Genomic DNA, 25,234 nt, shown 5'->3' with positions numbered 1-25,234 from the left:
CCGCTGAAACCAGACCCAGAACATCGCAATCCCCAGTATGGGCAAAAGCCCTATCTTGTAGTACCTGGAGTCGTACCATTCCGACATGTCAAAGGCAGCACTGCTTGCCTTTGCCTTGTCTAACGCTCTGTTTTCTACTGCAGTAGCCATTTTCAGCTCCTATAATCACGGATTCCCGAAGGAATCCAGAAATCACGAAAAAAATTCAGGGGTGCAGGAGAAGTGCACCCTTGGCGCCTTCACGAATCAAGAGAGTCCGCCGCCAACGCCAGGGGATGGCAGGAGAAGCCATCCCCATAGCAGCTCTACGGATCAGAAGAGCGCTACTGCCAGCATTGCTGCTGTCAACCCCGTGAAATACGAAATAGCCATGAACTTTCCTTTTTTCATCATCCTTCTCCTTGTCAAGCACCATGTGTATCGATGCGAACTGTTAAGAGTTTGTGATTTTTTTGTGAAGTTTTTGTGGTCTTAATGTGAAGACATCTTTTTGGAAGCCAAGTTCCCTGATAGACGGATATATCTCTATCAACTGTCTTATAAGGTCTCCCCTTTCACTACGGTAGAAACAACAATGCTAAAGCCCTGTTTTTCCTGACTATGGGTATGAGATAAGGCTGTGGCGAAATGAATGGAGGAAATCCAGCACGACGATCGGCGAAAATGATGATTGCCTTTGATACATCCCCCTAAAGCATCAATCGGACATATCGGACACATTGAGACACTTACCGGGTCGCTAATCCAAATTCTCCAATGAGCGTGCTCCCGTTATCAGAAACGCACTGCAAAGCGATTTGCCTGCATTTCGCGGTCAGCGCGCGCCCGTTAATAGCCCCACGGACGAACTTTGGAACCGACTACAAAAAACTAGGCCGGTCAAACCCCAGGTAGTATCCTTCGCATATGGATACAAAACCTTACCCACCATTGGCCAGGTTTATAGATCAGCTACTCGACGCTATTTGCGTCGTTGATGGAGAGGGGCGGTTTATCTTTGTCAGTGCAGCATGTGAACGCATTTTTGGCTACACGCCGAAAGAAATGGTTGGCAAGGCTATGTTGGAGATGGTGGTGCCCGAGGATCGAGCGAGAACCCTTCAGGCAGCCAACGAAATCATGTCAGGACATCCTACACGTGATTTTGAGAACCGCTATATGCGCAAGGATGGACAAGTGGTGCACATTATGTGGTCAGCCCGGTGGTCCGAAGCCGATCAGTTGAGGATTGCTGTTGCGCGAGACATCACAGAGCGCAAGCAGGCCCAATCAATGCAGGCGGCGCTTTACGCCATTTCTGAAGCCGCGCACACTGCAGAGGACCTGCTCTCTTTGTTTCAGCTGATTCATCAAATCATCGGCCAACTGCTGTCCGCGACTAATTTTTTTGTGGCGATACACGATGAGAGCAATGATAAGCTGAGCTTTCCTTACTACAAGGGTGACCACGACGAGGCGTCCGAACAGCAGCAAACGTTCGTAAGTACTCTCTGCGCAGAAGTTATTCGAAGCAGACAGCCCCTGCTGCTGAGGCCTGAATCGCTGGCTGGCCTTCCCGAGCAATTACGATCTGTCCACGCCGGTAATGGGGCGTGCTGGCTGGCCGTTCCTCTCAATTCGCACAACGGAACTATCGGCGCCCTGGCCTTGAAAAGCAATCCAACCGGTGCGCGCTACACGGAAAAGGACAAGGAACTACTGCAATTTGTTTCCACTCAGGTTGCCACAGCCATTGAACGCAAACAGTTACACGCCCGACTGGAGCACATGGCGCAATACGACGGGCTAACCGGACTACCCAATCGGGGACTTTTACATGATCGCCTGAAAATGTCGCTAGCAAGAACAAGACGGGAACAGGGACAAATGTCCCTGCTCTACCTGGACTTGAACAACTTCAAACAAGTCAACGACTCTTTGGGTCATGCTGCGGGGGATGCGTTACTGCAGGAGGTTGCCAATCGGCTAAAGCAGTGTGTACGCGACTTGGATACGGTCGCGCGAATGGGTGGCGATGAGTTTGTGGTGCTGCTCGAAAACATCCAATTGCCGGAGCACGCTTCGAATGTGGCCAAAAAAATCCGCAGCGTTATCAGCCAACCCATGAAAATAGAGGACTGCAGCCTCTGCATACTGCCGAGCATTGGGATTGCACTCTACCCTGATCATGGTGACGAGGCGCAACAACTTCTTCGACATGCTGACCAAGCCATGTATTTCGAGAAAAAGAACAGTGAAAATTATTTTTCGAACCAAGGCTCATTCCGTCAACCTCGATCAACTGTGAGCAGCAACCGAACTTTCGATTAATCCCCACCTGGAAAGGAAACGGGAATGCGAATCTACATTACTAGCGTTTTTGTCGATGATCAGGCCAGGGCATTGGACTTCTATACCGAGAAGCTCGGATTCAACGTGAAGAATGATGTGCCGATGGGAACATATCGCTGGTTGACCGTCGTTTCGAAAGAGCAGCCCGACGGCACGGAACTGCTGCTTGAACCGAGCGATCACCCTGCTGTGACACCGTACAAGAAGGCGCTCGTCGAGGATGCGATTCCTGCGACTTCATCCCAGGTGGATGACCTGGACGCAGAGTACGAAAGACTTAAGGGCATTGGCGTCAAGTTCACCCAACAGCCTGCGGATGTGGGACCGGTGCGGATTGCTGTCCTTGATGATACGTGCGGAAACCTCATTCAGTTGGTGCAGATGACTCGCAAGCCGCAGTGACAAAAATTCGGAATCCATAATGATCATGAGCAGCACTCAAAAGCATAATTCCACCGCCATTTACTCCACCGCAGAAATCCGTGAAATCGAGCGACTTGCCGCTGCTTTGCCCAGTCCGCCTCTTTTAATGGAAAAAGCTGGCCTCGCCGCAGCCGAGGTTGCACGCGACAAGTTGCTGACCCACGGCAGAACCAGGGTACTGGTTCTGGCAGGCCCTGGTAACAATGGTGGCGACGCCTTCGCCGTCGCCCGTCATCTGCGCTCTTGGCGGTACGAGGTCACACTGGTGTTTACTGGCCAGCGCGCAACCCTGTCCGACGACGCGAAGCAAATGCTCGATGCCTGGCTCGTCTCAGGTGGAGAAATACTTTTGGACATCCCCGAAAACACGGCGTGGGATGCGCTTATAGATGGTTTGTTCGGCATAGGTCTCGACCCGCGCAGCGGGCGTGATCTGACAGATCAATATCTCGCCCTCATCGATACCGTTAACAGCATGAAGCTGCCGGTGCTTGCGCTGGATGTTCCCAGCGGCCTGGGCAGCGATACCGGCAAGGTGCGCGGCGCAGCGATCAAGGCTGCCATGACCGTCACGTTCATTGGCCTCAAAGCCGGCCTCCTCACGCATCACGGCCCTGATTACTCCGGAGAAATATTTTTACGCGAGCTGGATCTAGATGTTCCGTCGTTGCATGAACCGAGCTCATGGACGATCGATCAAGCTTACGTGCAAAAAATTATGCCACTGCCACGCCCGGCCGACAGTCATAAGGGCATGTTTGGCAGCATTGGCATCATCGGTGGATCGGCAGGAATGATCGGGGCAGTGCTTCTTGCTGGCACGGCAGCGTTGAAGCTGGGCGCAGGCCGTATCTATCTCGGCCTGATTGCCGGCAATGCCCTGGGGGTGGATACGGCGCAGCCAGAATTAATGCTGCGCCCGATCAACGAGCTATTCAAGCTGGATAATCTGAATTGTCTGATTGCCGGTCCGGGACTTGGGACAGGCCCCGACGCCTGCTTCTGGCTAAGTTGCGCGCTGGAATCGGAGCTGCCTCTGGTGCTGGATGCAGACGCTTTAAATCTTCTCGCCAGCCACTCCAGAATTGCCAATTTGCTACAGGATCGCAAGGCTTCTTCTATTCTCACGCCTCATCCGGCCGAAGCTGCGCGTCTGCTGAGTTCGGATATATCAATGGTTCAAGGTGATCGCATGTCTGCAGCGGCAGATCTCGCTGAACGCTTCAACTGCTGCGTAGTGTTGAAGGGCGCAGGCAGTATTTGCGCTATGCCGGGTGGCAAACGCTACATCAACACGAGCGGAAATCCCGGCCTGAGCAGTGCAGGTACCGGCGATATACTGTCTGGCATGACCGGCGCTTTTTTGACACAAGGGCTAAGCCCCGAAAATTCGCTGTTGCTGTCGGTTTATCTGCATGGCGCCGCAGCGGACATATTGCAGACACTGCATGGCGGGCCCGTGGGAATGACTGCATCCGAAATTCCCGATGCGGCACGTAATCTGCTGAACCAGTGGATTTACAATTTCTAGACCTGCCGCAAGAATCCAGAGTCCCTATGCGGGTAGCCGCACAGATGAAGGCCTCTCGTATGGAGTATAAAGCCAGGATAGGCTAATCTAGCAAGAATCTGCCAAGACCCGACGAAAAGGCAGGTAGTAACTGGCCGGCCGCATATTGATGATCATAGAAAATGCGGCGATATCAATCAAATCAGAAAGGAGAAAATCAATGTCCGTGCTCGTTACCCATCTCGCACCCGACTTTACCAAGCCTGCTGTCCTGCCGGACGGCACCTTCAATGACACTTTCAATTTTCATACCGAGATTTCCGGCAAATATGCGGTGCTGTTTTTTTATCCGCTTGATTTCACATTTGTCTGCCCTTCGGAAATTATCGCCCACTCCCGCCGGGCGGAGGAGTTCCGCAAACGCAACGTGGAAGTAATCGGTGTTTCCGTAGACTCCCAGTTTACCCATTACGCCTGGCGCAATACCACCCTGGATAAAGGCGGCATCGGGCCGGTGAGTATCACGTTGGTATCCGATGTGGGAGGAGACATCATGCATGCGTACGGTGTAAGTCATCCAGACCATGTAGCGCTGCGCGCCTCTTTCCTGATCGATAAAAGCGGCGTTGTACGGCACCAGGTCGTCAACGATCTTCCCTTGGGACGCGACGTGGACGAAATGCTGCGCATGGTAGATGCGTTGCAGTTTCATGAAAGCCACGGCGAAGTCTGTCCGGCCGGTTGGAAAACAGGGGATCCGGGAATGAAGGCCAGTCCGGAAGGGGTGGCGGAATATCTTGGCACGCATGCGGAGACGTTGTGACACGCGGCGTCCCGCGATAAGTGCTGCGAAAGCGAAAAAGAAAACTGCGGTCTATAGGCGGAGACAGGGAATTGCGGGGCATGAGATAGTGGCGCGCCCGTAATTCTCGCCCCTGGAGGAAATAGAGGAGAAACTCATGGACTTCGATAAAGACAAGGCTATTGCGCTGTTGAACAAGATCATGGAGCTGGAACTCGCCGGCGTGGTGCGGTATACGCACTATTCATTGATGGTCTACGGCTACAATCGCATTCCTGTAGTGGAATGGCTCAAGGAACAAGCGGAAGAGGGCCTGCTGCATGCCCACAAAGCGGGCGAACTCGTTACTCTGCTCGGTGGATATCCCTCGCTTTCGATTGGGCCTCTGCTGGAAACGCACCTGCATGACGTTGGGGACATTCTCAGGGAGTCGCTGGCGCATGAAAGCGAGTCGTGCGCGGCGTATTACCAACTGCTGGAACTGACGCAAGGCAAATCGGTATTGCTGGAAGATTATGCCCGCGGCCTCATCGTCGAGGAAGAAATGCATGCGGACAGTGTCAACAAAATGTTGCGCCGGACGGGTAAAACCAGTATTTACGAGGTCCCGAAGGGTTGATCACCGGCGTGATCAGTCAAGGACGCGCCGTGCAGATGAGAAGTGATCGTTACAAGCAAAAACTCGAATCACTCGCGGAGATGCATGCCGTCGTAAACCATGCCGCTTAACTGGATCATCCGGTCAACCTCATCTTCTTCCTCATCCGCAACTAGATCAGATTTTCGCAACGCTGTCCTCGAGAGGAGAGCTGCGACGTTATCCGCATCACGTAGCACTGCCAGCTTCGCTGGCTGCGATGAGCCTTCAGACAGATTCGCGCTCGCCTCTTCAATCTGGTTAGTCATTGGGAAAGTACCTTATGCGGGCGCAAAACAGGGATGCGGTTTATGGTCGAACCCATTGCGATCGCCATATTTCCCTTGCAGGCACAGCGATCCGAAACGTCCCCGGGAAAGAAAATCTTTGTAACGCCAGCGGGTGGGTTGAATTGGCGCATTATTCGACCTCATCCAAATCGCTTCTTTTTACTTCTGAGCCGAGGTGAAGTGCGATAGTGCGTTGGACCCCTTGTCTCAGCACTGGCGGTTACGTGGCGATTACCGGAACCGATGGCAGCGACGCCATTAGCAGTGTCACCTTCCCTGCAGCTACAGTGAGTCAGGTCAGCATTCGAATCCCCGCCGGGTATTCCTGGCTTGAGAGGTTTCCCAGAGTGCCGATAGCGGTACATTAACTCGGGTAGCGGGAATTTCATGTTACCTCCTTATATGAGCAGTTCTTTGCGAAACCATTTGAAATCTCGCCAAACGTGTTCAGACTACCCGCAGCAGGTTACGCTGCAATGAAAGTTTCATGACATTTCTAAAACAATGGTTTTGCCTCCACCCTAAGCCGACAACCGTTCTTCCTGTATTCAACCGATATTTTGCTGCGATCCCGAATACTCGAAAGTTATCGGTTCCAATAGTGGGCGCTCGCACTCATCACGCATGAGGGCGGCGGTTTCTCCCAGCGCGATCTCTCGCAAGCGGCAGCGCATATTCAGGGAGCCATTGCCCGATTCAAAAACGCCGCAGGTGTGCAGAGTGTCATGGCCTGCTTCGTGACCTTCGGAGACTATGTGAGGTCCAACGTTGTTCATTACGGCCACCGGAAGGTGCGGGTAGCGCCGCCTTGCTTCCCGTATCCATTGCAGCAGGTTCACCTGCTGGGTGCAATCGTGCACCGCGCCATCGACAACCACCATATCGTAAGCTTCCAAATCCGGTTCGGGGAAGCTGTCCAGCGATTTCCGTTCCAGTCTGTGTTTTGATTTCTCAAGCAACAGTTGCAGAATCTGACGCGTATCCTGTTTTTCTCCAACCAGTAAAATATTCATGCCGCTTTCCTTTGCGCATTTTCGGGGAGCGTGTCGAACAAGGCAAATTCGGTAATAGCGTCGATTTCGATATAACACGCCACGGTTAGAACCCGGCCAATCTTGATAGGTGCACCCAACCTCGAGACATTGACGCCAAGCTTGCGTATCAGTCTTTCGACGGCAACGGTGGTAACGGTGACATAACGCTTGATCTTGTTATGCTTCGCAAAGAGAAACAAGGTCTGCATCATTTTTACCGGAATATCGCTGAAGCCGAACCCCGCGCTTTCATATTTCGGAACCGTAACCGCGAACCGGCTTAATTCCCACACGTCAGGCTGCTGAGGCGCCGGTTGCCCATGCAACAGTTGCGGGAATGTATCCCTCAGCATGTTGGGGCCCGTGGTGGGAAGCAAGCGCCAACAACCCAGCACCTCATCTTCATCCCCCTTCGCCAGGACATAAACCGGATCAGCATGATCGAACTCGTCATGCTCCATCCCGTTATCATTGGTAACCTCCCAGCCCAGCCTGTCATGGAAAACTTCGTGCCGGAGCCGATACATTCCCATCGCCGCTTGTTGATCCAGTGAACCGTTCCCGTGTTGAGCAAGCATAATTTGACCCATTTTTTTGCACCCGTCGTTGATTTATGACGGTGCTATGAGACAACGGAACAGAAATCCAGAATAGCTGTAGAATCTTACAGGACCAGGCGGGAGATATTGGCCGAAACCCTTGCCAGTGGCCGGTTTCCCGTTTCAGCGCAAGGCCGCGCCCACTACGCATTTTCGGGTCAATTCCTGTTAAAAACGGAAGGCGGATACAATAATTTCCAGGGGTTCCTACTCGTCTTGCAGATCCGGTCTCCCGCTCCCTGATATGTTTTTATCATGTGAGCGGGCCCGAAACGGCTGATCAGGCAAAAAGATGTGGACGTCTTAGCGCGAACGCGCCGAGGACATCGGGACGTTCGCCGCTAAACGATGAAGTAGCAGTGCGATTAGCAGAGCCTGTTTGTTCAGCAAAACAAAACAAGGGAACTCGCCATTCCGGGCTTGACCCGGAATCCGGTAAATCTATTTGTGTCCTGGTTCGGCCTGAATCATGGATGGGGCCCTATTGTTTACAACTACTAATAGACCCCTTCCCCGACGAATTCCTAATTGAAATTAAAACGAATGGAACCGAACGCACTCAACGGATTACCTGGCAATGCCCCCGCAAATGTGGGATTGGTATAGTAGGTTTTATCCGTCAGATTCTTTATGTTGAGGGCGAGATCAACTCTCTTGATCCGATAGGATACGGCCGCGTCCAACACGACGTAAGAGGGCACCTTGAGAAGATTCAGCGAGTCGGCATAAGAATCACCTTTATAGGTAACCCCGAACCCAAACATCAAGCCACGCGCAAGGCCGTTCTGTATCTGATAGGTAGTCCATAAGTTGCCCATGTGGGTGGCGACCCCGGTGGGGCGGCTTCCGTGGACGCTTCTCGTAACGCCAAGCACAGAATTGGTGACGACGTTGTTAGCCAAGGTTTCGGGGTCCATCCACACCCCCGTACCAATGATACTGAAGCCGCTGATCGGACGCACGCCGAGCGACACCTCTACCCCACGTGACCGGTCTTTCCCATCCTGGGTCGCTATGCCACCGGAACCCGGTAAAATGACAAAGAAATTGTTACGGTTAGTTTGAAACAAAGCCACGTTCAAATCTACCTTGTCATCCAGCAGCGTGGTTTTCGCTCCCACTTCTATCTGGTCCGATGTTTCCGGTGCAGTGGACAAAGCTTGAGATTCGGTTGCCAGGTTAATGAACGCCCCGGTGCTATAACCCGCATAAAAAGCCAGATTTTTGGTCGGTTGATATACCCCGCCCGTGGAATAGGTGGTCAAGGATTTCGTTTGCACTATTTCACGATACCTGTAATTGCCGCTAATGGCTTGAAAACCCTTGTCACTGTATTGCACCAGGTCGTTCCTGATGCCTAGCCGGAGCTTGAATTGGTCGGTCAAATCGATCTGATCCTGGGCATAAAAAGACGTCTGATCACTGCTGATCCGGCGGTCAAAAGTTGGAGCACGGGTGATCCCGGCTCCATTTATCGAGGTTTCGACCACGGGGTTAAAGATGCTTATGTTAGGTAGAGTGTAGGTATGGCGAACGAGATTGATGTCTGTATTCTTGTATTCGAAGCCGCCTAAAAATGTGTGTTTCACCGGACCGGTGGATGTTTTCCATATGAACTCGTTTTGCAATATCGTGTATCCGGCATTATCGAACTGCTGGTATGCGGTCCGCGCTGTGCTTATCCCCTCGCCGTTACCCTGGTTGCCCCCGGCATTCCGCAGCAACTCCAGCGTCCGGGCATCGTATACGAATGACGTGCGCATCGTTAACGCATCCGATATCGTCCAGTTATGAGTCAGGCCGAGACGGTTGACGGTATGGTCCGTCTTGTTGAAGCGGCTGTAATACCGTGTCTCGCGGGAAACGTTCGCTATGTTGGAGTTGATATCGAAAAGTATGCCGTAGTTGTCCGGCTTGATCTTGATTTCACGATGGTCGTAGTCAACCAGAAGTGTTTTATCCGGTGCAATACGCCAGATAAAGCTGGGGGAAGCCTCGACAATATTACGCTCAAGCCCCCGGAAACCATCGGTATGCTCCATGTCTGCAATCAGGCGGCCAGCGACATTCGGGACATAAGGGATAGCGCCGGTCACGTCTACATATCCATTGCGTGTTCCGAAACTCCCCAGCATGGTGCCGGCGGACAAGTTGAAATCATTTTGCGGCTTCCTGGTGATCATATTGATACTGCCTCCGGGACCCGCCACGCCGAAGAGCGCAGAGGCGGGGCCTTTTAATACTTCAATCCGATCAACGTCGTACATCGTGCGGAAATAGTTGTTTTGGTGGCTCCCATCAGGAATATTGTCCCGCAAAAAGCTTAGTGATAATCCGCGAGAAGTGAAAGCGTTAGCAAATCCATAGCCTCCACCCATGTGAGGCTGAACGCTGCTGACGTTGCGCATGGCATCATTCATTTCGATGACGCCCTGCTCCCGCAATAGCGAGGCCGGAACCACGTTAACAGTAGCAGGGATATCACGCGATGGCGTGTCTGTCTTGCTTCCAGTCGTCGCAACATCCTCGATTGTGCCGGGACGTACCCGGCCAGTCGTAATCTTTATTTCCGGCAGCGCCGCTTTTTTTTCCGTTTTTTCTGAATCGGCATTTTCTTCCGGATTGCCCGTGCTTTCCTGGGCTACAGCGTGTGTTGGTATAAGTAACCATGCCATCAACAAGGTAACATGGACGTGTCTGAGTTTGAATTGAAACAATTTTTTCATTGATCGCTCTGTTATTTTAATTATTGGCTGGCTACAAGCGACAATAGCGTTGGCTGGCTATGGGGATTTATTTTTCCTGCGGACGCGAGAGAAAAATTCAGGTTTACATGGGTAGCGTTTCGCCTGGATCTTTGATCATTGGCAGTTGGGGAACAGCTATGCTCATGACAGCGATAGCGTTGTGAGAATAAGAACGACGCTGGCGGTCAGGGTCGTGCCAATCAAGCTTGCCGCCAGAAGCCGCGGGCCATGCAAACGGCTCCACAGCAGGGTGCCGGTTATCGCGAGCACCAGCAAACCACCCGCCAGCGTGTCCGTGAGCAATATCCATACGTTGGACATTCCGCTTCCCTTGTGGAAGTTGGCCAGCGTCGCCCATGCATTGGCTTCTTTCTGCTCGATACGCGTCTCCGCATCGCCCCGCCAGTATTCGGCATTTATGCTGACATTGGGTGCTATTAACGTGACGCGCCAGTTTTCAGGCTGTAAAACCTGCCCACCGCCCCACGGAACCGGGCCGCCTGGTTTTTTCTGAATACGGGACTTGGCATGGGGCAACTTGAATCTCTCTCGCAGCCAGGCTTCCAGCGCTTCGGGCGATTCCAGGCTCCCAATCGGAGGGGTAAGCGTATGGTGGGTTTCGTGCTGCGCTGCAAGCGGGATTTTCATCTCGCTGCGATGGTTCAGCAGAATGCCGGATGTGCCGAACAACAAGCCCAGCGCCGCCCCCCACAATCCCATCCACGCGTGCGTACGGCGAAGCCAGACTAGGAAACGCCCTCGCTTCATACCTTGCGACAAAAAAAGGTAACCGCGCGGCTCGGCAGGTCGCGGCGGCACGTATGCAGGTTCCGGGTGCGACGACTGGGCCACGCCTTGCGCCGGAGCCGCAGAGCCCCGTGTCGCCGCAGTTGGCGCGGTTACCTGTCCGTCTGGTTGCGCAGTACTCATTTATAGAGAGTAAGCGTAACCTTGTGGCTTTCAACACCGTATGCCTTGCCCTCGAACTCCCCGGGCTTGTTCAGTTCGTATTTCGCTTCGACCACATAAAGGCCCGGTTCCAGCAGCGTGTAGTCCGTTTCCCCTTTCTCGTCCGTATGCAAATGTTTCTCCCAGCCATTCGGGGCGATAACAACCACCTCGGCCTTGGGGACCGGCTTGCCCATGAAGGTCAGGCGCAGCAGGTTACCGTTATCCTGTATATCGAGCGGCAAGCTACCGCCTTTGCCAAGACGCGCATAGAGATATCGTCTATACGTTGGAGAAGGGATTTCGCCCTGCGGCTCGCGTATGGCTTGTTTGAGCGCCTGCACCAGTACTGTAGCGCCCGCGGGCTTATTGATAAGGGGTATGGCGAAGTGATTACTCGCGCGGCTTGCTTCCACCCGCTTCTCTTCACCTTTCGTGTCAACCACCGTTACCACCGGCTCAACTATGCTATCCAGCCTGCCGGGTGATGTTTCACGCTTGTTTTCTGCGTATTCGCCAAAATAAAGCCGGGCTTCCGCATGATCGCCCTCCAGCCATAGCGCATGGGCCGCCACATTGAAGCTGAGCAAGCTGCCAACAATAACCATACTCGAGACATGGATAATTCGGGTGAGTTTCATTATGGTTTTTCCTTTTAGTTATTTAAATGCGTGAACTGAATTGCCGGGTATCAGGCGAGCTTGAGCACTTCATCCGCCATTTTTTATGGTAGCACCCGCCAACGGGTGGACATGCCGGCCATCATATGATCGTCGACATGGCAGTGCAGGAGCCAGTTGCCCGCCGAACGTGGAATCATGTCGACCGAAGTCATGCTGGCGGGCAACACTTCTACGACATCGGTGCGGCGTCCATGGTCGAGCACAGTCTGTCCGTGCCAGTGCACGGTATGATTGTCCGTCTCGTTGCCCAGCGCGACAACATGCCAGCGGACACGCTTTCCCAACCCGGTTTCGTAGCCCTCAAGGTTGCCGAAAATACGCCCGTTGATGGTATGCTTCATTCCACTTTCTTCCCCATTCTCTTCATTGAAAATCATGAACAGAGTCGTAAATTCCTGATCCACGTCCCGTGGTGCCGGGTCGGAGGCAGAGCGCTCCATGCCTTTCCGGGTAATGACGATAGTGCCGATCAAACCGAGATTCGCTTCTTCCTCTTCCATTACGTGAGAGTGATAAAGCCAGACGATCGATGATGGGTCCGCCGGTCCGGGGCCCGCCGCCTCGTCGGCAACCCAGGTATAGGTAAAAGATTTACCGGGCGGCACACTGGCCCCCATACCAGAGCCATCCGCTCCCTCGCTATTTTTGTCGTAGAACATCCCATGCGGATGCATGGACAGGGGCCTGTCCGTTTTATTTAAAAAATGGACTTTGATGGTGTCTCCCACCGCTGCCCTAATTTGGGGCCCCAAAATACCCATCCATGCCGGTTGAGGCAAGGCCTTGCTATAGCTCCCATCCGTATAACCCATATAGCGGTATTTCGGGTATGCAAGCGTTGTTCCCCAAACTCCAAGCCCTGCATCGGGCTTGATCAGGTTCTTTCCCGAAGGCGCGTAATTCCAGGAGGTTTTCTCCGCCGCTACCCAGTATTCTCTCACTGCCGCCTGAGCCGGCAACGACATCCAGAAGGCCATAATAATAAAAGCTATGTGCGCCGCAATTCTGCCTGCATAACCGGAATTCATTTTTTTTCCACCGCTAATTGTCGTTATCTCAAGATTTGTAATATAAATGAATCCACCCAATACTTGCTGCGCGTCTCGCAAGAGAAGCGCAGCAAAGCGCATCCATCACTCATTTCCCCTCACCTACCAATTCGCTTCGTGACTCCAACCCTCATCCTCGCTATTGTCAGTCCCGCAACTCAACCTTCGGTTGGGTGTTCATTAGCTTTCCGCAGGATGGGTGGAGCATAGCGCAACCCATCAAATACCAGGCGTCATGGTGGGCACGGCTAAATCGGCTCGCTGCTCACTGCCAGCGACGCGGCCAATGCAGAGAGTGTTTCAACGCCCTTGCGAAAAGTGGGCAGACCGGAACGATCGAGCAACACGCAAGGCTTGCCGGAATGTTTGCAATAGCGCTTCACCGCGAAATACGTGTAGTGGTTTATGCAATCGACGGGGCAGACCACCATGTCGGCGTGCGCCAGCAGTGCAGGTAATTGATCTGCGCCGTTTGGCAGGCCGCTCCGGTAGATCAGTAAATTACCGCCTGAAGTCTCCACCAGCCGCCGATATGCTGGATACAAGCGGGCCCGTCCCCCCACGCACAGGACACAGCTTCCAGCAAGATCAAGACCAGCACACTGCACGGCTTGTTCCTCATCACGAGAGCCGCATCCCCACATGGGCTCCGTAGTAGTCGCCGTAGTGGGCGCAGCAGAAACTTTAACCAGTGGCACCCAAGCATGCTCCTCAATCTCGCCTGTCTGGCTCGCGACCCGAGCTTCGGCGTCGGCCAGCTTACGCTCGAGCAGATCAATACGCTCCAGCATCGCTTGCGGACTATCCTCCGGTTTCAGGGTAACGCAAAACTGGCGTTTCGCAAGCCGCGCACTCCTGGTCAATCCTGCCGGCCTTCTGAAAGGAACCTTGCCGCCAGACAGGAAAAAACGATTAGCGATATCGCTTAATTTCTTTTCCAGCAATATCCGGATACGGCGGATAAAAGAGCCGGAAGCGCCATGGGAACAGCGCGAGTTATGGGAGCGCTCAGGCTCCACATCGTCAATGATGTCTCGTCGCAGGTTAGAAAGCGGATAAACGGGCATGACTTCTATACCGTAAGAACGAGGCGGAGCGGTACTGTAATCAAAAAAGGAGAGGCAACGCTTGAGGCGGCGGAAGTCGCCGAGGTTGCCAGTTTGGATGGGGTAGTTATGTCAAGCTGTTCCACAGCCCATACTCCGGGGCAAAGCGAAAAAAGCTGGCTTGCCCCTGCATGGGCTGGCTGGCTAAAAAGCCGCTGGAGTAGGAGAACCAGCGGCACGGATAACTTCTACATCTGGCTTTGCAGCCAGTTCTGAATACCGACTTTCTGCATGACGTCCAATTGCGTTTCCAACCAGTCGATATGCTCTTCTGTATCTTCCAGGATTTCCTTGAAAAGCTCTCGCGACACGTAATCCTTGGCTGCTTCGCACGCAGCAATTCCGCCGAGCAAAGTCTCGCGTGAAACCATTTCGAGCTTGAGGTCGCAAGCAACGCATTCTTCAGCTTTTTCACCAATCAAAAGCTTGCCGAGTTCCTGCAGATTGGGCAACCCTTCCAGAAAGAGGATGCGCTCGATCAATGCGTCGGCATGCTTCATCTCCTCAATCGATTCGTCGTATTCCTGCTTGCCCAGACTGGCGAACCCCCAGTTCTTATACATGCGGGCATGAAGAAAATACTGATTGATGGCCGTCAATTCATGTTGCAGTTGGCGGTTTAGCCACTGGATTATATCTGCGCTGCTTTTCATGTTTATGCCTCCTCAGGCGAGATCTCGAACAAGCGAGTGGGTTTATGTGGGATGGTGTTGCGTCAAGGTTTTTTGCATCAGTGCTTTTTCCAGCACCTCCTTGGCGTGACACGCACATATTCCACATTGCTCGCTCACGCCCAGGCAGGTCTTCAAATCCCGCATGCGGTCAGCGCCTTGGGAGACGGCTTCACGGATTGCGGTATCTGTTACACCTCTGCAGACACAAATATACATGATGAGCGCCCTAAGTCTACTATTTCCACTATTTGGTCAAAATCAGCTTGCCGTTACGGGTGCGCCGCAAACGGTATTGCTCGCCTTGATGCTGTATAAATACTTCGTCACCGTGCGAAAACAGGGAATCGCTGTAGATGCGCCTGTTCCGATCGGCCATCACGAAATTCTGTTTATCCACGTTGGTTTCCGGAATTGTCAGTAACTTTTCCATTTTGGCCGCTTCCGCAATTATTAATGAGAATGATTCGTAATTATATTCAAGTTTGGACGAAATGCAAGGAGTGCGTAAAAAAAAATATTAGAGCCAATTAATTCCAAGATCTGGTCGGGGCGGGCTACGACGGTAGAGCAATTCAAAACGCGGAAGACGGTTGTATTTTCAGCTGAAGCTCAAGAATTGATCAGAACGTCGTAAAATCATTTTGTGTTATGCTCTATTTGCACGCTCGCATGAGTACCTTCAGATGGGTTCAGCCCGTTTTTTCGGAATCGGCGGAATCGGGTGAAATGCCCCGCTACGAGGCGCAGGAATACTACGGATGCCTGCTGCCGCGAATGATGAAACCGGAACGCAACTTCCAGCTCTACCGCTAACGTCATGGCCATCTCAAAGCATGCCGCGCTAAAAATTCCGCTGGGGTTGCCAAACTCAGGATAATTGATACTGCCCGCGTATTTTGTCCAGTTTGTCCCGTCGCACTCAAACCCCTATCCTCCAATCGCATGCAGAACTTCTCCATCTTGCCGCGTGAAATGGCTGCAAGCCTCTGGCGTAATCGGGACCTGATCGCCGCCCTTGTTAAACGCGAAGTCATTGGACGCTACAGAGGCTCAGTCATGGGCATCGCCTGGTCGTTCTTCAATCCCTTGCTCATGCTGGTAATTTACACGTTTGTATTTTCCGTCGTATTCAAGGCACGGTGGGGTATAGGCGGAGAAGAAAGCAAAGCACATTTTGCCATTATTCTCTTCGTTGGCATGATCGTGCATGGATTGTTCGCCGAATGCGTCAACCGCGCGCCGGCATTGATTCTTTCCAACGTCAATTACGTCAAGAAGGTAATTTTCCCGCTTGAAATACTCCCTTGGGTCGCTTTCGGGTCGGCCCTGTTCCACACTGCCATTAGCGTCTGCGTTTTATTGATCGTACAGCTGGTACTAAGCCAACAGGTGCCGTGGACCGCCATTCTCTTCCCTTTCGTCCTGCTTCCACTGGTTTTGATTGCAATGGGATTTGCCTGGTTTCTGTCAGCCTTTGGTGTATTTGTGCGCGACGTGGGGCAAGTTACCGGCATGTTCACTACAGTATTGTTATTTCTTTCCCCCGTGTTCTATCCTTTAAGCATCTTGCCGCCCAAGTACCAGAGCTTGCTGCAACTCAATCCGCTTGCCTTTATTATCGAGGAAGGGAGAAAGGTGCTCGTTTTCGGGCAATTGCCCGACATTGGACAATGGGGCGTAATGATGGCGGCCGGAATGCTGGCGGCCTGGGCTGGTTTTGCCTGGTTCCAGAAAACCAGAAAGGGGTTTGCCGATGTTCTCTGAAGCCAAAAACATCGAACATGCCGGAATTTCACCCCGGGTTGAACAGGAAGAAAACAAGGAGCATCGGGGGAACGAAAAGATCGGCAGGGGGGAAAGCACGCTTGGCGATACGAGCGATATTGCTATCCGCGTTCAGAACCTTACCAAGTGCTATCAGATTTACGAAAAACCGCATCATCGCCTCAAGCAATCACTATATCCACGTATACAAAGGCTCATCGGCCATCATCCCAAGCAATATTATCGGGAGTTCTGGGCACTTAAAGACGTCTCGTTCGAGGTCAAAAAAGGTGAAACCGTAGGTATTGTAGGGCGCAATGGATCAGGCAAATCCACGCTGCTGCAAATCATTTGCGGCACGCTCGCGCCAACCGCGGGTAGTGTGGAAACGAAAGGCCGTATCGCCGCCCTGCTGGAGTTGGGCTCGGGCTTCAACCCGGAATTTACGGGGCGCGAAAATTTATACATGAACGGCGCCGTGCTCGGCCTGAATAGAGAAGAAATCGATGATCGTCTTGATGCCATCGTGTCTTTTGCCGATATCGGGCAGTTTATTGACCAACCCGTTAAAACCTATTCAAGTGGCATGTCGGTGCGTCTTGCATTTGCCGTACAGGCGCAGGTAGACCCCGACATTCTCATCGTGGATGAGGCGCTGTCTGTCGGTGACGCGAAATTTCAGGCCAAGTGTTTTGCACGTCTTCAACAATTGAAAGATAACGGCACAAGCATATTGCTGGTCACGCACTCAAGCGAACAAATCGTGACACATTGCTCTTCTGCAATCCTGATGAATGATGGCTTACAGCTTGAGATGGGAGAACCGCGGCGGGTAGTGAACCGTTACATGGACCTGCTGTTCGGCAAGGAAAAACGCACCGTCGACTCGCAAATAGGCGAGCTAGGCGATACAGCTCCGCAAGAAGAGATCAAAGCTGAAGTTTCATATCAACTGAGCCATACAAGTGACGTCTTTGCGAACCGTGCCGGTTATAATCCCCACGAATACCGCTGGGGTGACGGGACAGTATCCATTCTTGATTTCTATCTGGCCACGGACGATGGATCCTATCCTTCTGCTGTTACCGCAGGTCAGATCGTCACACTCGCGGTATCCGTAAAATTTCATTGCGATTTGTTACGGCCGATATTAGGCATCGCCATCAAAACAAAGGATGGGGTAACTGTATCCGGCACCAACTCCGAAATAACCGACGTCACCGATTTACACGTGCTTTTGAAAAAAGGGGGCTCGATACATGCCAAAATTAAATTCAGGTGTGGCCTTGCCCCAGGGGATTATTTTATTTCGATAGGCGTTGCGACAAGGGAAAACGAAGAGATCATCCCGCATGATCGGCGGTATGATTCAATACACTTCACCGTTCGGCCGCATAATTATTTTAATGGCCTCGCTGATCTTGAGCTCGATTTATCAATTGTTGAAATACAGGCATGACTCTGGCAACCCTCCTTTATCCAATTCGAGACTTACCGTTGCTTGATAAGTCAACTGAAAACAGGTACTGAATGTCTTTGTGCCGCGGATTACACACCATTCGAAGAATTGTGCAAGATGCAGACCGATGCTGTTGGCGCCTAAGCCATGATAGTTGACCTGACGGGAGAATGTGAAGACAGCTCTGTACTCGGTTTCTGGTCCAGACGGTTCTAATGATAAACCCTGTTCTAACTCCGGATTATGTCTTCGACATTGCCCTCAACGTTTGGGTGCGAGCGGAGTACGGCGGGATTTCATATAGCGATGGAAAAGAAGTTGAAGAACGTATTGCCGGGATCATCAATAACGCCGAAGATCTGACTACCTTATCGGCAGAGTTGGCATCGCACTGTACAGACTGGCCTACAACTTATCATTTATCACGTAAACGTGCCAACCTGCTGCGTCCGTTCGAGGATCAGTTGCGAGGGAAGAGCGTGCTTGAGATCGGTGCGGGTTGTGGTGCCATCACCCGTTACCTGGGCGAAACGGGTATGGAAGTGCTGGCGCTGGAAGGCAGTCTCTCCCGGGCCTCCATCGCGGCTTCACGCTGCCGTGATCTCGCCAACGTAAAGGTGGTAGCGGAAGCCTTCGATCATTTCAAACCCTTGAGTCAGTTTGACGTTGTCACATTTATCGGCGTCCTGGAATATGCGAGGAAATTTTTTCCCGGTAATGGCGTAGATCCCGTGGACGCCATGCTCGCAATGGCGAAAAGTTTGCTCGTGCCCGGCGGCAAATTGATCATCGCCATTGAAAACCAGCTCGGCCTGAAATATTTTGCCGGTTTTCCGGAAGACCATACGGGCAAGCCCATGTTCGGCATAGAAGAACATTACAGTAAAGATGGAGTAGTAACCTTTGGAAGGAAAGAGCTGGGCAGTCGCGTGAATAGGACCGGGCTTTCAGCGCAACAATGGTGGTACCCCTTTCCAGACTATAAGCTGCCGAGCCTGATGGTGTCTGAAGCTGGCGCTTTGCCGCAAGATGATATCGATCTGATTGTGGTCGTTCGCAGCGCTTGCATTACGGATCCACAAACTCCGCAAAGTATCAGCTTTAACCAGGGGAGAGCATGGCCGACCGTTATACGTAATTCGCTTCTGGGCGAGATGGCGAATTCCTTCGTCTTGCTGGCGTCCGACGCCAGCTTTTCTCAACAATGTCCACCGCTTGCTGTGCACTACGCTGCGGACAGACTGCCGGAGTTTGCAAAAAAAGTTGTGTTTAAGCGCGCAACAGACGGTACTGTCATTGCACATCAGATCGCGCTTTACCCCTCTGCAAAGCCGAACGGAAATTCAAGATTAAAGCAGCGGCTGGTTGATCAGCCTTTTGTAAAGGGTGAGCTTTGGCAAGACCGTTTGTTAGAAATCATGACGAGCCCGGACTGGACCGCGGAACAAATACACGAGTGGATGAAGGTTTGGTTTGATGCATTTTGCTCTCTCGCTGGCATCACTGATCGCAGGAACATTACTGATCGAAGAGTTTCGGGAAATTATCTCGATGCCATTCCACGCAATATGCTTATCGACAGGAGTGGCGCGCCGATATTTATTGATCAGGAATGGACTCTCGTTGACGATCTGAGTATTGGTCATTTAAGTTTTCGGGCGTTGCTGGCTTCATTCTCATCAATTGGAACGGTGGCCAAGCCTCGTGATAACGCGCAGTTACGGGTCTTGCCGCTAATCACGCATGTTATGCACTGCGTTAACATTGATCTGAGTGAATGCAGGATGAAGAATTATCTTCAACTGGAAGCCCAATTGGATCGACTGGCTACCGGAAAGCAAACTTACACCGGTGAAGCGCTTGTTACATGGCTCGCATCGCTTGAATTAAGAATGTTCGATACTCAGACGCCGGTGCATGAAAAATTGGCACGCCGTGATGAGCAACTCGCCGCTGTCAATCAGGCATTGGCTCAGCGCGACAAGCAACTTGCCACGGTCAGGCAGGATTTAGCTCGGCGTGAGGAACAACTTGGAGACATTCTTGGCTCAACGAGCTGGCGTATAACCCGCCCGCTCCGGGCAATCAAATCAGCACTGGCAGTTATTGGCAAACATGTGAATCGGGAAGGCTGATGGGATTCATGCGTTCCATTTGGGTCAACAGGTTGCTGCGTCAACTATATAGAAGCCTGCCATTGCCCTGGCATGTCAAGCAACGGCTCAAGGGAATCTACTTACGACGGCCTGGCGCGTGGAAAATACGCAATAAGGATGGATTCCAGCTTGACAGGAACAGGGAAGCGCTACCTCTGGTGGCGGCAAGCGCAAAACAATTCGACCCTGGCGATCCCTGGGTATTAGTGGTTGATTTACGGATACCTACCCCGGATCAGGACTCTGGCTCTGTACGCATGTTGGCGATCCTTCGTTTACTACAGGAAATGCAGTTCCGGATCACCTTTGTTTCCGATTCTGAGGAGTATTTGCCCGATTATCAGGAGGCATTGGAAAAACAGGACATCGATGTACTTCACGGATCTTACTCGGCGCACCGTCATCTAGCCGCCGTAGGCGGTAAATACCATTTTGTGCTGCTATCCAGACCAGAGGCAGCATTCAAGTATCTGCCCTATATACGAGCGTGCGCATTATATTCGCAGGTCATATATGATACGGTTGACCTTCATTGGCTCAGGCTCGAGCGTGAAATTCAGCTTTCGAACGATCGCAAACTCCTTAATTCGATAACGTATTTTCGACACATCGAACTTTTCAATACCGCTAGTGCAGACTTGACACTCGCGATTACCGACGAGGAAAAAAATCGCCTGCTCATTGAGCAACCTCAGGCCGATGTTGCCGTTTTGCCCAACATACATGAGATTTATCCGCCAAAAACACCTTTTGCGGGGCGCAGCGGACTGCTTTTTATCGGGGGCTTCTGGCACACGCCCAACCAGGATGCAGTTTTATATTTCATCGAGGACATCCTGCCGCTGATTACTGAAAAAATCCCCGATCTGATTTTCCATGTTATCGGAAGTAATATGCCTGCCTCAGTGAAATCCCTGCACTCAGCCAATATAGAACCTGTGGGATTTGTGCCCGACGTCGCTCCCTACTTTGAGTCTTGCCGTGTATTTGTAGCACCATTGCGTTTTGGCGCGGGGATGAAAGGCAAGGTAGGTCACAGCATCTCGCATGGACTGCCCGTAGTTACCACCCGGATTGGAGCAGAGGGCATGAATCTCCAGAATGAAGAACACCTTTTGATTGCTGATGACCCCCAGGATTTTGCCGATGCGGTAGTTCGACTTTATCGCGATGAAATTCTGTGGCAAAGGCTCTCCGCGGGAGCGATTGCACACCTAGAAGCCAATTACTCATATGCCGCAGCTCAAAAACGGATTGCCGATATCTTTGCCCGAACGCAAAACCAACCGGCCCAAGATGGGTGCACTGAAGACCTTGGCAGCGCGATTCCAACTTGCGGAGGGAGCGCATCATCTTGCTCCATAAAAGCCGGTGGAGCGACTGGATGAGAGATGTCGTACGGAAACCGGCAGAACGCCCGGTTTTGATAGCGGGAATATATCTTGCGGACAAAAAGAACGCTGCTCTTCACATTACCCGAGAGCTTGCTGACAGTAGCAACTGGAAGGTAGAACAGCGATGGGTGTCGCTCGGTGAGCGCCAACCCGACGCGGATTTGGCCCCCCTCACCGTGCAAGTGACGAACGCACCTTCACCGAAGTTCTTATTGCTGAATCAGATATTGAAAGCGGTCGAATTGCGCGATTTCGAGTACGTTATCGTGAGCGACGATGACATTGTTCTTCCGGCTGGCTTTCTGGATTCCTATCTCGCACTGGTGTCACGCCATAATCTTGCCGTCGCTCAGCCTGCGCGGACGCATGACAGCTATATCGATCATCGGTTCGTAGAGCAACTGGATGGCATTGATGCCCGTTGGACACGCTTCGTCGAGATTGGACCTTTATTCTCCCTGCATCGCAGTGCGTTCGATCACTTTTTACCATTTGACGAGGCCAGCCCCATGGGATGGGGCTGCGATTATGTATGGCCTCTTGTGGCAGAGAAACACGAGCTTAAAATGGGCATCGTCGACGCCGTGCCGGTTGCCCATAATATGCGGAAACCTGTGGCGTATTACGATCATGGCACCACCGGAACCGCAATGCGCGACTATCTCGCCGAACGGCCGCATCTTTCGAAAAAAGACGCCTTTTTTATATTGGAATCTTATGCCCGATAGTCTGCTGCGCACCTCCCGCAGCTCGGTTAAACCAGTGCTGAGTGTAGTAATTTGCACCTACAACCGCGCTCCATTATTGGACAGGGTGCTGGATAGCTTGTGCAGACAAACGCTGCCTTTGCGAGATTTTGAAGTTGTTATAATAAATGACGGCTCAATTGATGATACCGAAGCAGTGAGCGCATCCTACGCTTCAAAGTTGCCCCTTCGCTATATCTATCAACGTAATGCCGGATTGGCGAGCGCCAAAAACCACGGTCTTTTTGCCTCACGGGGCGACGTCGTACTTTTTCTCAATGATGATGACATTGCAGGCGAAGCCTTGCTGGAAGAGCATGTTAAAACGCATGCGGCGTTTCCTGCTGATAACTACGCTGTGCTTGGGTACACTGCACTTGATCAGGATATTAGCGACAATCCGCTCATGCATTTTATTACAGAGGTCGGCTGTTTCTTATTCTCCTACCCATCGCTGAAGCATGGCGATATCCTGGATTACACCTATTTTTGGGGTGGACGCTCTTCCTGCAAGCGCTCGCTGCTACTGGAGTTCGGTGTGTTTAACCCCGTTTTCCGATTTGGCGCTGAAGATATTGAATTGGGCTATCGGCTCTCCAAACAAGGATTGCGGGTCGTGTATAACGAGCATGCCGTATCCCACACGATCAGAAAAATTGATTTTGATGGTTTCTGCCACCGCCTCGAACGTCAAGGTGCTTCCAACTATGTTTTTAGCCAACTCCATCCCGAACCTGAAATTCAACATTGGTCGGAAGTAGCTGATTCAGAGCGAAACTGGAGCATGCTGGGCGGACACTATAGGGCCATAGTTAAATCAGCCCGCCATCTCGACTCAATGGCCAATTTGAAACTGGCATCTGGTCTGAATTTGGATGAAGAGATGCGCAACCTCCTCTACCGCGCATATTGGGCAGCATTCAAGGCCTGTAAGATAAAAGGGATCATGAAAAAGAAGGCAGCTTTCGCTATGCTGACGGAACACAAATAATTATTGCTGAGGAAAAAAGCCTGGGGCAATCTTTGGATAATTGTTATCACGTGCATCGTATTCAATAGCGTAAGCAATGTTATTGATTTGCTTTTTGATCCGGCGGAGTTTCATTATATAAATAGAAGCTAACTGATGAACATTCGAAATTTATTTAGGAAGTCAAATAAAAAACCAGCTATTTTTGTACATATTCAAAAAACCGCCGGTACCTCCATAATTGACCTGATGAAGCAACACTATCAGCAAAAGCACGTCATCAGCCACGGCGATTATCTGGACGGGGTTGATCATGCCCGGTTCAAAAACGATTCATGGATTGATGAACAACTTATAAGCAATTTCCGTAATATACCCTTTTTATCCGGCCATTTTGGCTATGATTTTGCCAGGCTTTTTATGCGTGAAAGATACTCATTCACGTTCTTGCGCGATCCTGTCGAAAGGGTTTTATCGTTTTATTATTTCTGTAGAAATCAGGATCCAAACGCATATGAAATATACAGACTCTGTCAGCAATTATCACTGGATGAATTTTTGAAAAGGGGATTGAAGCAGTCGGAAGTTAATGCTTACATATGGAATAATCAGGTTTGGCAACTCGCCTGCGGTTTTGGCAACCCTAAAAATCTTGATCTATCGTCCTTTGAACCAGAAAAACTTCTTGATATGTCCATCAAGCACCTTGATGAATTTTCTTACATTGGTTTTACAGAAACCTTCAAAACCGACTGTGAAAAAATTCTTGAAGACTTGGAAGCTCCTCTCCCTCAAAACATCGTTGCCTCAAATGTTAATCGTCGGCGCCAGCCATCAAAAGACTTGCCTGAATCATCGTTGACACTGCTGGAGCAGCTTACTCGGTTTGATCAAATTCTCTACCAAAGCGCGTGGTCCCGACGAGCTTAGCCAACTCATCCAGGCGAATTGCAAGAGCACAAGCCGGGCTCGAGCTGATTTTTTTTTGAACTACAACTAGAAAAACTATCGAGACTCTGCACTGTTCACTGAGTCAAGAAGTACTCACTATAACTGTTCGCTATGAACATTCCTGAATTTCGACCTTTAATTAAAGAGAGGAAATCTTCTGTGCTTATCTGGGAAGACGATTTACACCTGAAAGTTAATGACATCCATTTCCATTTAACTTGGGACTCGGCTGAGTTACACCGAGGGAGTTCCACAGTAGATGATTTTCTCCTGGGAAAATCTCGGGATATGGTAGAAAAAGCAGTTGAAATCGGGAAACAGCAAAATATCAAAAAAGTCTTGGAAATGGGAATATTCAAAGGTGGGAGTGTTGTTCTGTATGATCAAATCTTTCGCCCGCTCAAATTCGCGGCCATAGACTATATGCCACAGCCTGTCGATGCTCTAACACAGTACATAGCAAAGCACAGCAAGAACGATGTCATCAGGCCCTACTATGGCGTCAGTCAGGCTGATCGGCTATCCATGGAAAAAATATTATCTTCGGAGTTTCCGGACAGGGACATTGATCTTATGATTGATGACGCGTCTCACATGTACGAGGAAACCCGCGACGCTTTCAATATCTGCTTTCCCTATCTCATGCCCGGCGGAACATATCTCATTGAGGACTGGGCCTGGGCTCATTGGTCAGATGAGCTTTGGCAAGGTAAAAACTCACCGTTTTACGGTAAGACAGCTTTGAGCAATCTTCTTATCGAATTATTCATGCTAGCTGCCAGTCGTCCTGATTTGATTAAAAATATATTCGTAAATCATAACTCCATGCTCATTAAAAGAGGCGACGGAGTATTACCAACGGGCAACTTCAACATTGGCGACCATTATCTGTTAAGAGGAAAGCATTTTGGTGCCTGGCTGTAACACTCGCTAAAAAGGGTCGAATAACCATAAAGGAATT

Annotated in this window: 26 protein-coding genes; 14 read left to right on the top strand and 12 right to left on the bottom strand. The window is 51.3% G+C overall.

What is annotated here, in order from left to right:
* The coding region (locus BMZ14_RS15625; protein WP_371265712.1) for a methane monooxygenase/ammonia monooxygenase subunit C at window positions 1–150 on the bottom strand (150 nt) is incomplete at its 3' end.
* Window positions 151–906: 756 nt separating this feature from the next.
* Between BMZ14_RS15625 and BMZ14_RS09665 the strand changes: the two genes are divergently transcribed.
* The 5 genes from BMZ14_RS09665 to BMZ14_RS09645 all read left to right on the top strand — a co-directional run bounded on the left by BMZ14_RS09665 (window position 907) and on the right by BMZ14_RS09645 (window position 5,685).
* Window positions 907–2,310: a sensor domain-containing protein gene (locus BMZ14_RS09665; protein ID WP_074797038.1), complete on the top strand. Its 1,404-nt coding sequence runs from the start codon at window positions 907–909 to the stop codon at window positions 2,308–2,310.
* A gap of 24 nt (window positions 2,311–2,334) precedes the next feature.
* Window positions 2,335–2,733, top strand: a complete 399-nt coding sequence (locus BMZ14_RS09660; protein WP_074797037.1) for a VOC family protein — start codon at window positions 2,335–2,337, stop codon at window positions 2,731–2,733.
* 25 nt (window positions 2,734–2,758) lie between these two features.
* Entirely contained in the window at window positions 2,759–4,285 is a 1,527-nt protein-coding gene (locus BMZ14_RS09655; RefSeq protein WP_074797081.1) for a bifunctional ADP-dependent NAD(P)H-hydrate dehydratase/NAD(P)H-hydrate epimerase, read from the top strand.
* 199 nt (window positions 4,286–4,484) lie between these two features.
* Window positions 4,485–5,087 carry a peroxiredoxin gene (locus tag BMZ14_RS09650; protein ID WP_074797036.1) on the top strand — a complete coding sequence of 201 codons (603 nt, stop codon included), beginning with the start codon at window positions 4,485–4,487 and terminating at the stop codon, window positions 5,085–5,087.
* 136 nt (window positions 5,088–5,223) lie between these two features.
* Complete coding sequence (locus tag BMZ14_RS09645; protein ID WP_074797035.1) at window positions 5,224–5,685, top strand: ferritin-like domain-containing protein; 462 nt, start codon at window positions 5,224–5,226, stop codon at window positions 5,683–5,685.
* 68 nt (window positions 5,686–5,753) lie between these two features.
* Here BMZ14_RS09645 and BMZ14_RS09640 read toward each other — a convergent pair whose 3' ends face one another.
* The 11 genes from BMZ14_RS09640 to hemP form a co-directional block, all read right to left on the bottom strand.
* Window positions 5,754–5,972: a hypothetical protein gene (locus BMZ14_RS09640; RefSeq protein WP_074797034.1), complete on the bottom strand. Its 219-nt coding sequence runs from the start codon at window positions 5,970–5,972 to the stop codon at window positions 5,754–5,756.
* Window positions 5,973–6,541: 569 nt separating this feature from the next.
* Window positions 6,542–7,006 (bottom strand): hypothetical protein, encoded by a 465-nt coding sequence (locus tag BMZ14_RS09635; protein ID WP_074797033.1) that lies wholly within the window; start codon window positions 7,004–7,006, stop codon window positions 6,542–6,544.
* A complete protein-coding gene (locus BMZ14_RS09630) occupies window positions 7,003–7,617 on the bottom strand; it encodes an acyl-homoserine-lactone synthase (protein WP_143071944.1) in 615 nt (204 codons plus the stop codon). The genes BMZ14_RS09635 and BMZ14_RS09630 overlap by 4 nt, the downstream gene beginning before the upstream one ends.
* 533 nt (window positions 7,618–8,150) lie before the next feature.
* Complete coding sequence (locus BMZ14_RS09625) at window positions 8,151–10,352, bottom strand: TonB-dependent receptor (RefSeq protein ID WP_074797032.1); 2,202 nt, start codon at window positions 10,350–10,352, stop codon at window positions 8,151–8,153.
* Between the two features lie 162 nt (window positions 10,353–10,514).
* Window positions 10,515–11,303: a PepSY-associated TM helix domain-containing protein gene (locus tag BMZ14_RS09620; RefSeq protein ID WP_074797031.1), complete on the bottom strand. Its 789-nt coding sequence runs from the start codon at window positions 11,301–11,303 to the stop codon at window positions 10,515–10,517.
* A complete protein-coding gene (locus BMZ14_RS09615) occupies window positions 11,300–11,962 on the bottom strand; it encodes a hypothetical protein (RefSeq protein ID WP_074797030.1) in 663 nt (220 codons plus the stop codon). The genes BMZ14_RS09620 and BMZ14_RS09615 overlap by 4 nt, the downstream gene beginning before the upstream one ends.
* A gap of 83 nt (window positions 11,963–12,045) precedes the next feature.
* On the bottom strand, window positions 12,046–13,032 hold the full coding sequence (locus BMZ14_RS09610) for a multicopper oxidase domain-containing protein (protein ID WP_074797079.1): 987 nt from the start codon (window positions 13,030–13,032) through the stop codon (window positions 12,046–12,048).
* A 269-nt stretch (window positions 13,033–13,301) separates the two neighbouring features.
* Entirely contained in the window at window positions 13,302–14,120 is an 819-nt protein-coding gene (locus tag BMZ14_RS09605; protein WP_074797029.1) for a DUF2325 domain-containing protein, read from the bottom strand.
* Between the two features lie 227 nt (window positions 14,121–14,347).
* The gene (gene bfr, locus BMZ14_RS09600; protein WP_074797028.1) at window positions 14,348–14,812 is read right to left on the bottom strand and encodes a bacterioferritin; all 465 of its coding nucleotides are present in this window, start codon (window positions 14,810–14,812) and stop codon (window positions 14,348–14,350) included.
* Between the two features lie 42 nt (window positions 14,813–14,854).
* Window positions 14,855–15,049 (bottom strand): (2Fe-2S)-binding protein, encoded by a 195-nt coding sequence (locus BMZ14_RS09595; protein ID WP_074797027.1) that lies wholly within the window; start codon window positions 15,047–15,049, stop codon window positions 14,855–14,857.
* Between the two features lie 28 nt (window positions 15,050–15,077).
* The gene (gene hemP, locus BMZ14_RS09590) at window positions 15,078–15,263 is read right to left on the bottom strand and encodes a hemin uptake protein HemP (protein ID WP_074797026.1); all 186 of its coding nucleotides are present in this window, start codon (window positions 15,261–15,263) and stop codon (window positions 15,078–15,080) included.
* Window positions 15,264–15,502: 239 nt separating this feature from the next.
* Here hemP and BMZ14_RS15135 point away from each other — a divergent pair, with 239 nt between their 5' ends.
* The 9 genes from BMZ14_RS15135 to BMZ14_RS09550 all read left to right on the top strand — a co-directional run bounded on the left by BMZ14_RS15135 (window position 15,503) and on the right by BMZ14_RS09550 (window position 25,197).
* Window positions 15,503–15,646, top strand: coding sequence for a hypothetical protein (locus BMZ14_RS15135; protein ID WP_177186954.1), 144 nt, complete (start codon window positions 15,503–15,505; stop codon window positions 15,644–15,646).
* Between the two features lie 129 nt (window positions 15,647–15,775).
* A complete protein-coding gene (locus tag BMZ14_RS09585; protein ID WP_074797025.1) occupies window positions 15,776–16,597 on the top strand; it encodes an ABC transporter permease in 822 nt (273 codons plus the stop codon).
* The gene (locus tag BMZ14_RS09580) at window positions 16,587–18,056 is read left to right on the top strand and encodes an ABC transporter ATP-binding protein (RefSeq protein WP_083396737.1); all 1,470 of its coding nucleotides are present in this window, start codon (window positions 16,587–16,589) and stop codon (window positions 18,054–18,056) included. The genes BMZ14_RS09585 and BMZ14_RS09580 overlap by 11 nt, the downstream gene beginning before the upstream one ends.
* A 215-nt stretch (window positions 18,057–18,271) precedes the next feature.
* Window positions 18,272–20,191: a class I SAM-dependent methyltransferase gene (locus BMZ14_RS09575; RefSeq protein ID WP_074797024.1), complete on the top strand. Its 1,920-nt coding sequence runs from the start codon at window positions 18,272–18,274 to the stop codon at window positions 20,189–20,191.
* Window positions 20,192–20,199: 8 nt separating this feature from the next.
* Window positions 20,200–21,600 (top strand): glycosyltransferase, encoded by a 1,401-nt coding sequence (locus BMZ14_RS09570; protein ID WP_177186953.1) that lies wholly within the window; start codon window positions 20,200–20,202, stop codon window positions 21,598–21,600.
* Window positions 21,597–22,334, top strand: coding sequence for a hypothetical protein (locus BMZ14_RS15130; RefSeq protein ID WP_074797022.1), 738 nt, complete (start codon window positions 21,597–21,599; stop codon window positions 22,332–22,334). The genes BMZ14_RS09570 and BMZ14_RS15130 overlap by 4 nt, the downstream gene beginning before the upstream one ends.
* Window positions 22,324–23,343, top strand: a complete 1,020-nt coding sequence (locus tag BMZ14_RS09560) for a glycosyltransferase family 2 protein (RefSeq protein ID WP_074797021.1) — start codon at window positions 22,324–22,326, stop codon at window positions 23,341–23,343. The genes BMZ14_RS15130 and BMZ14_RS09560 overlap by 11 nt, the downstream gene beginning before the upstream one ends.
* Window positions 23,344–23,478: 135 nt before the next feature.
* Window positions 23,479–24,252, top strand: coding sequence for a sulfotransferase family 2 domain-containing protein (locus BMZ14_RS09555; RefSeq protein WP_074797020.1), 774 nt, complete (start codon window positions 23,479–23,481; stop codon window positions 24,250–24,252).
* A 132-nt stretch (window positions 24,253–24,384) separates the two neighbouring features.
* Complete coding sequence (locus BMZ14_RS09550; protein ID WP_083396735.1) at window positions 24,385–25,197, top strand: class I SAM-dependent methyltransferase; 813 nt, start codon at window positions 24,385–24,387, stop codon at window positions 25,195–25,197.
* The last annotated feature ends 37 nt before the right edge of the window (window positions 25,198–25,234 follow it).

Source organism: Nitrosospira briensis, from assembly GCF_900115125.1.
GTDB classification, from domain to species: Bacteria; Pseudomonadota; Gammaproteobacteria; order Burkholderiales; family Nitrosomonadaceae; genus Nitrosospira; species Nitrosospira briensis_A.
The sequence above is the reverse complement of the archived record's forward strand: the minus strand, read 5'-3'. Positions and strand labels throughout refer to the sequence as shown.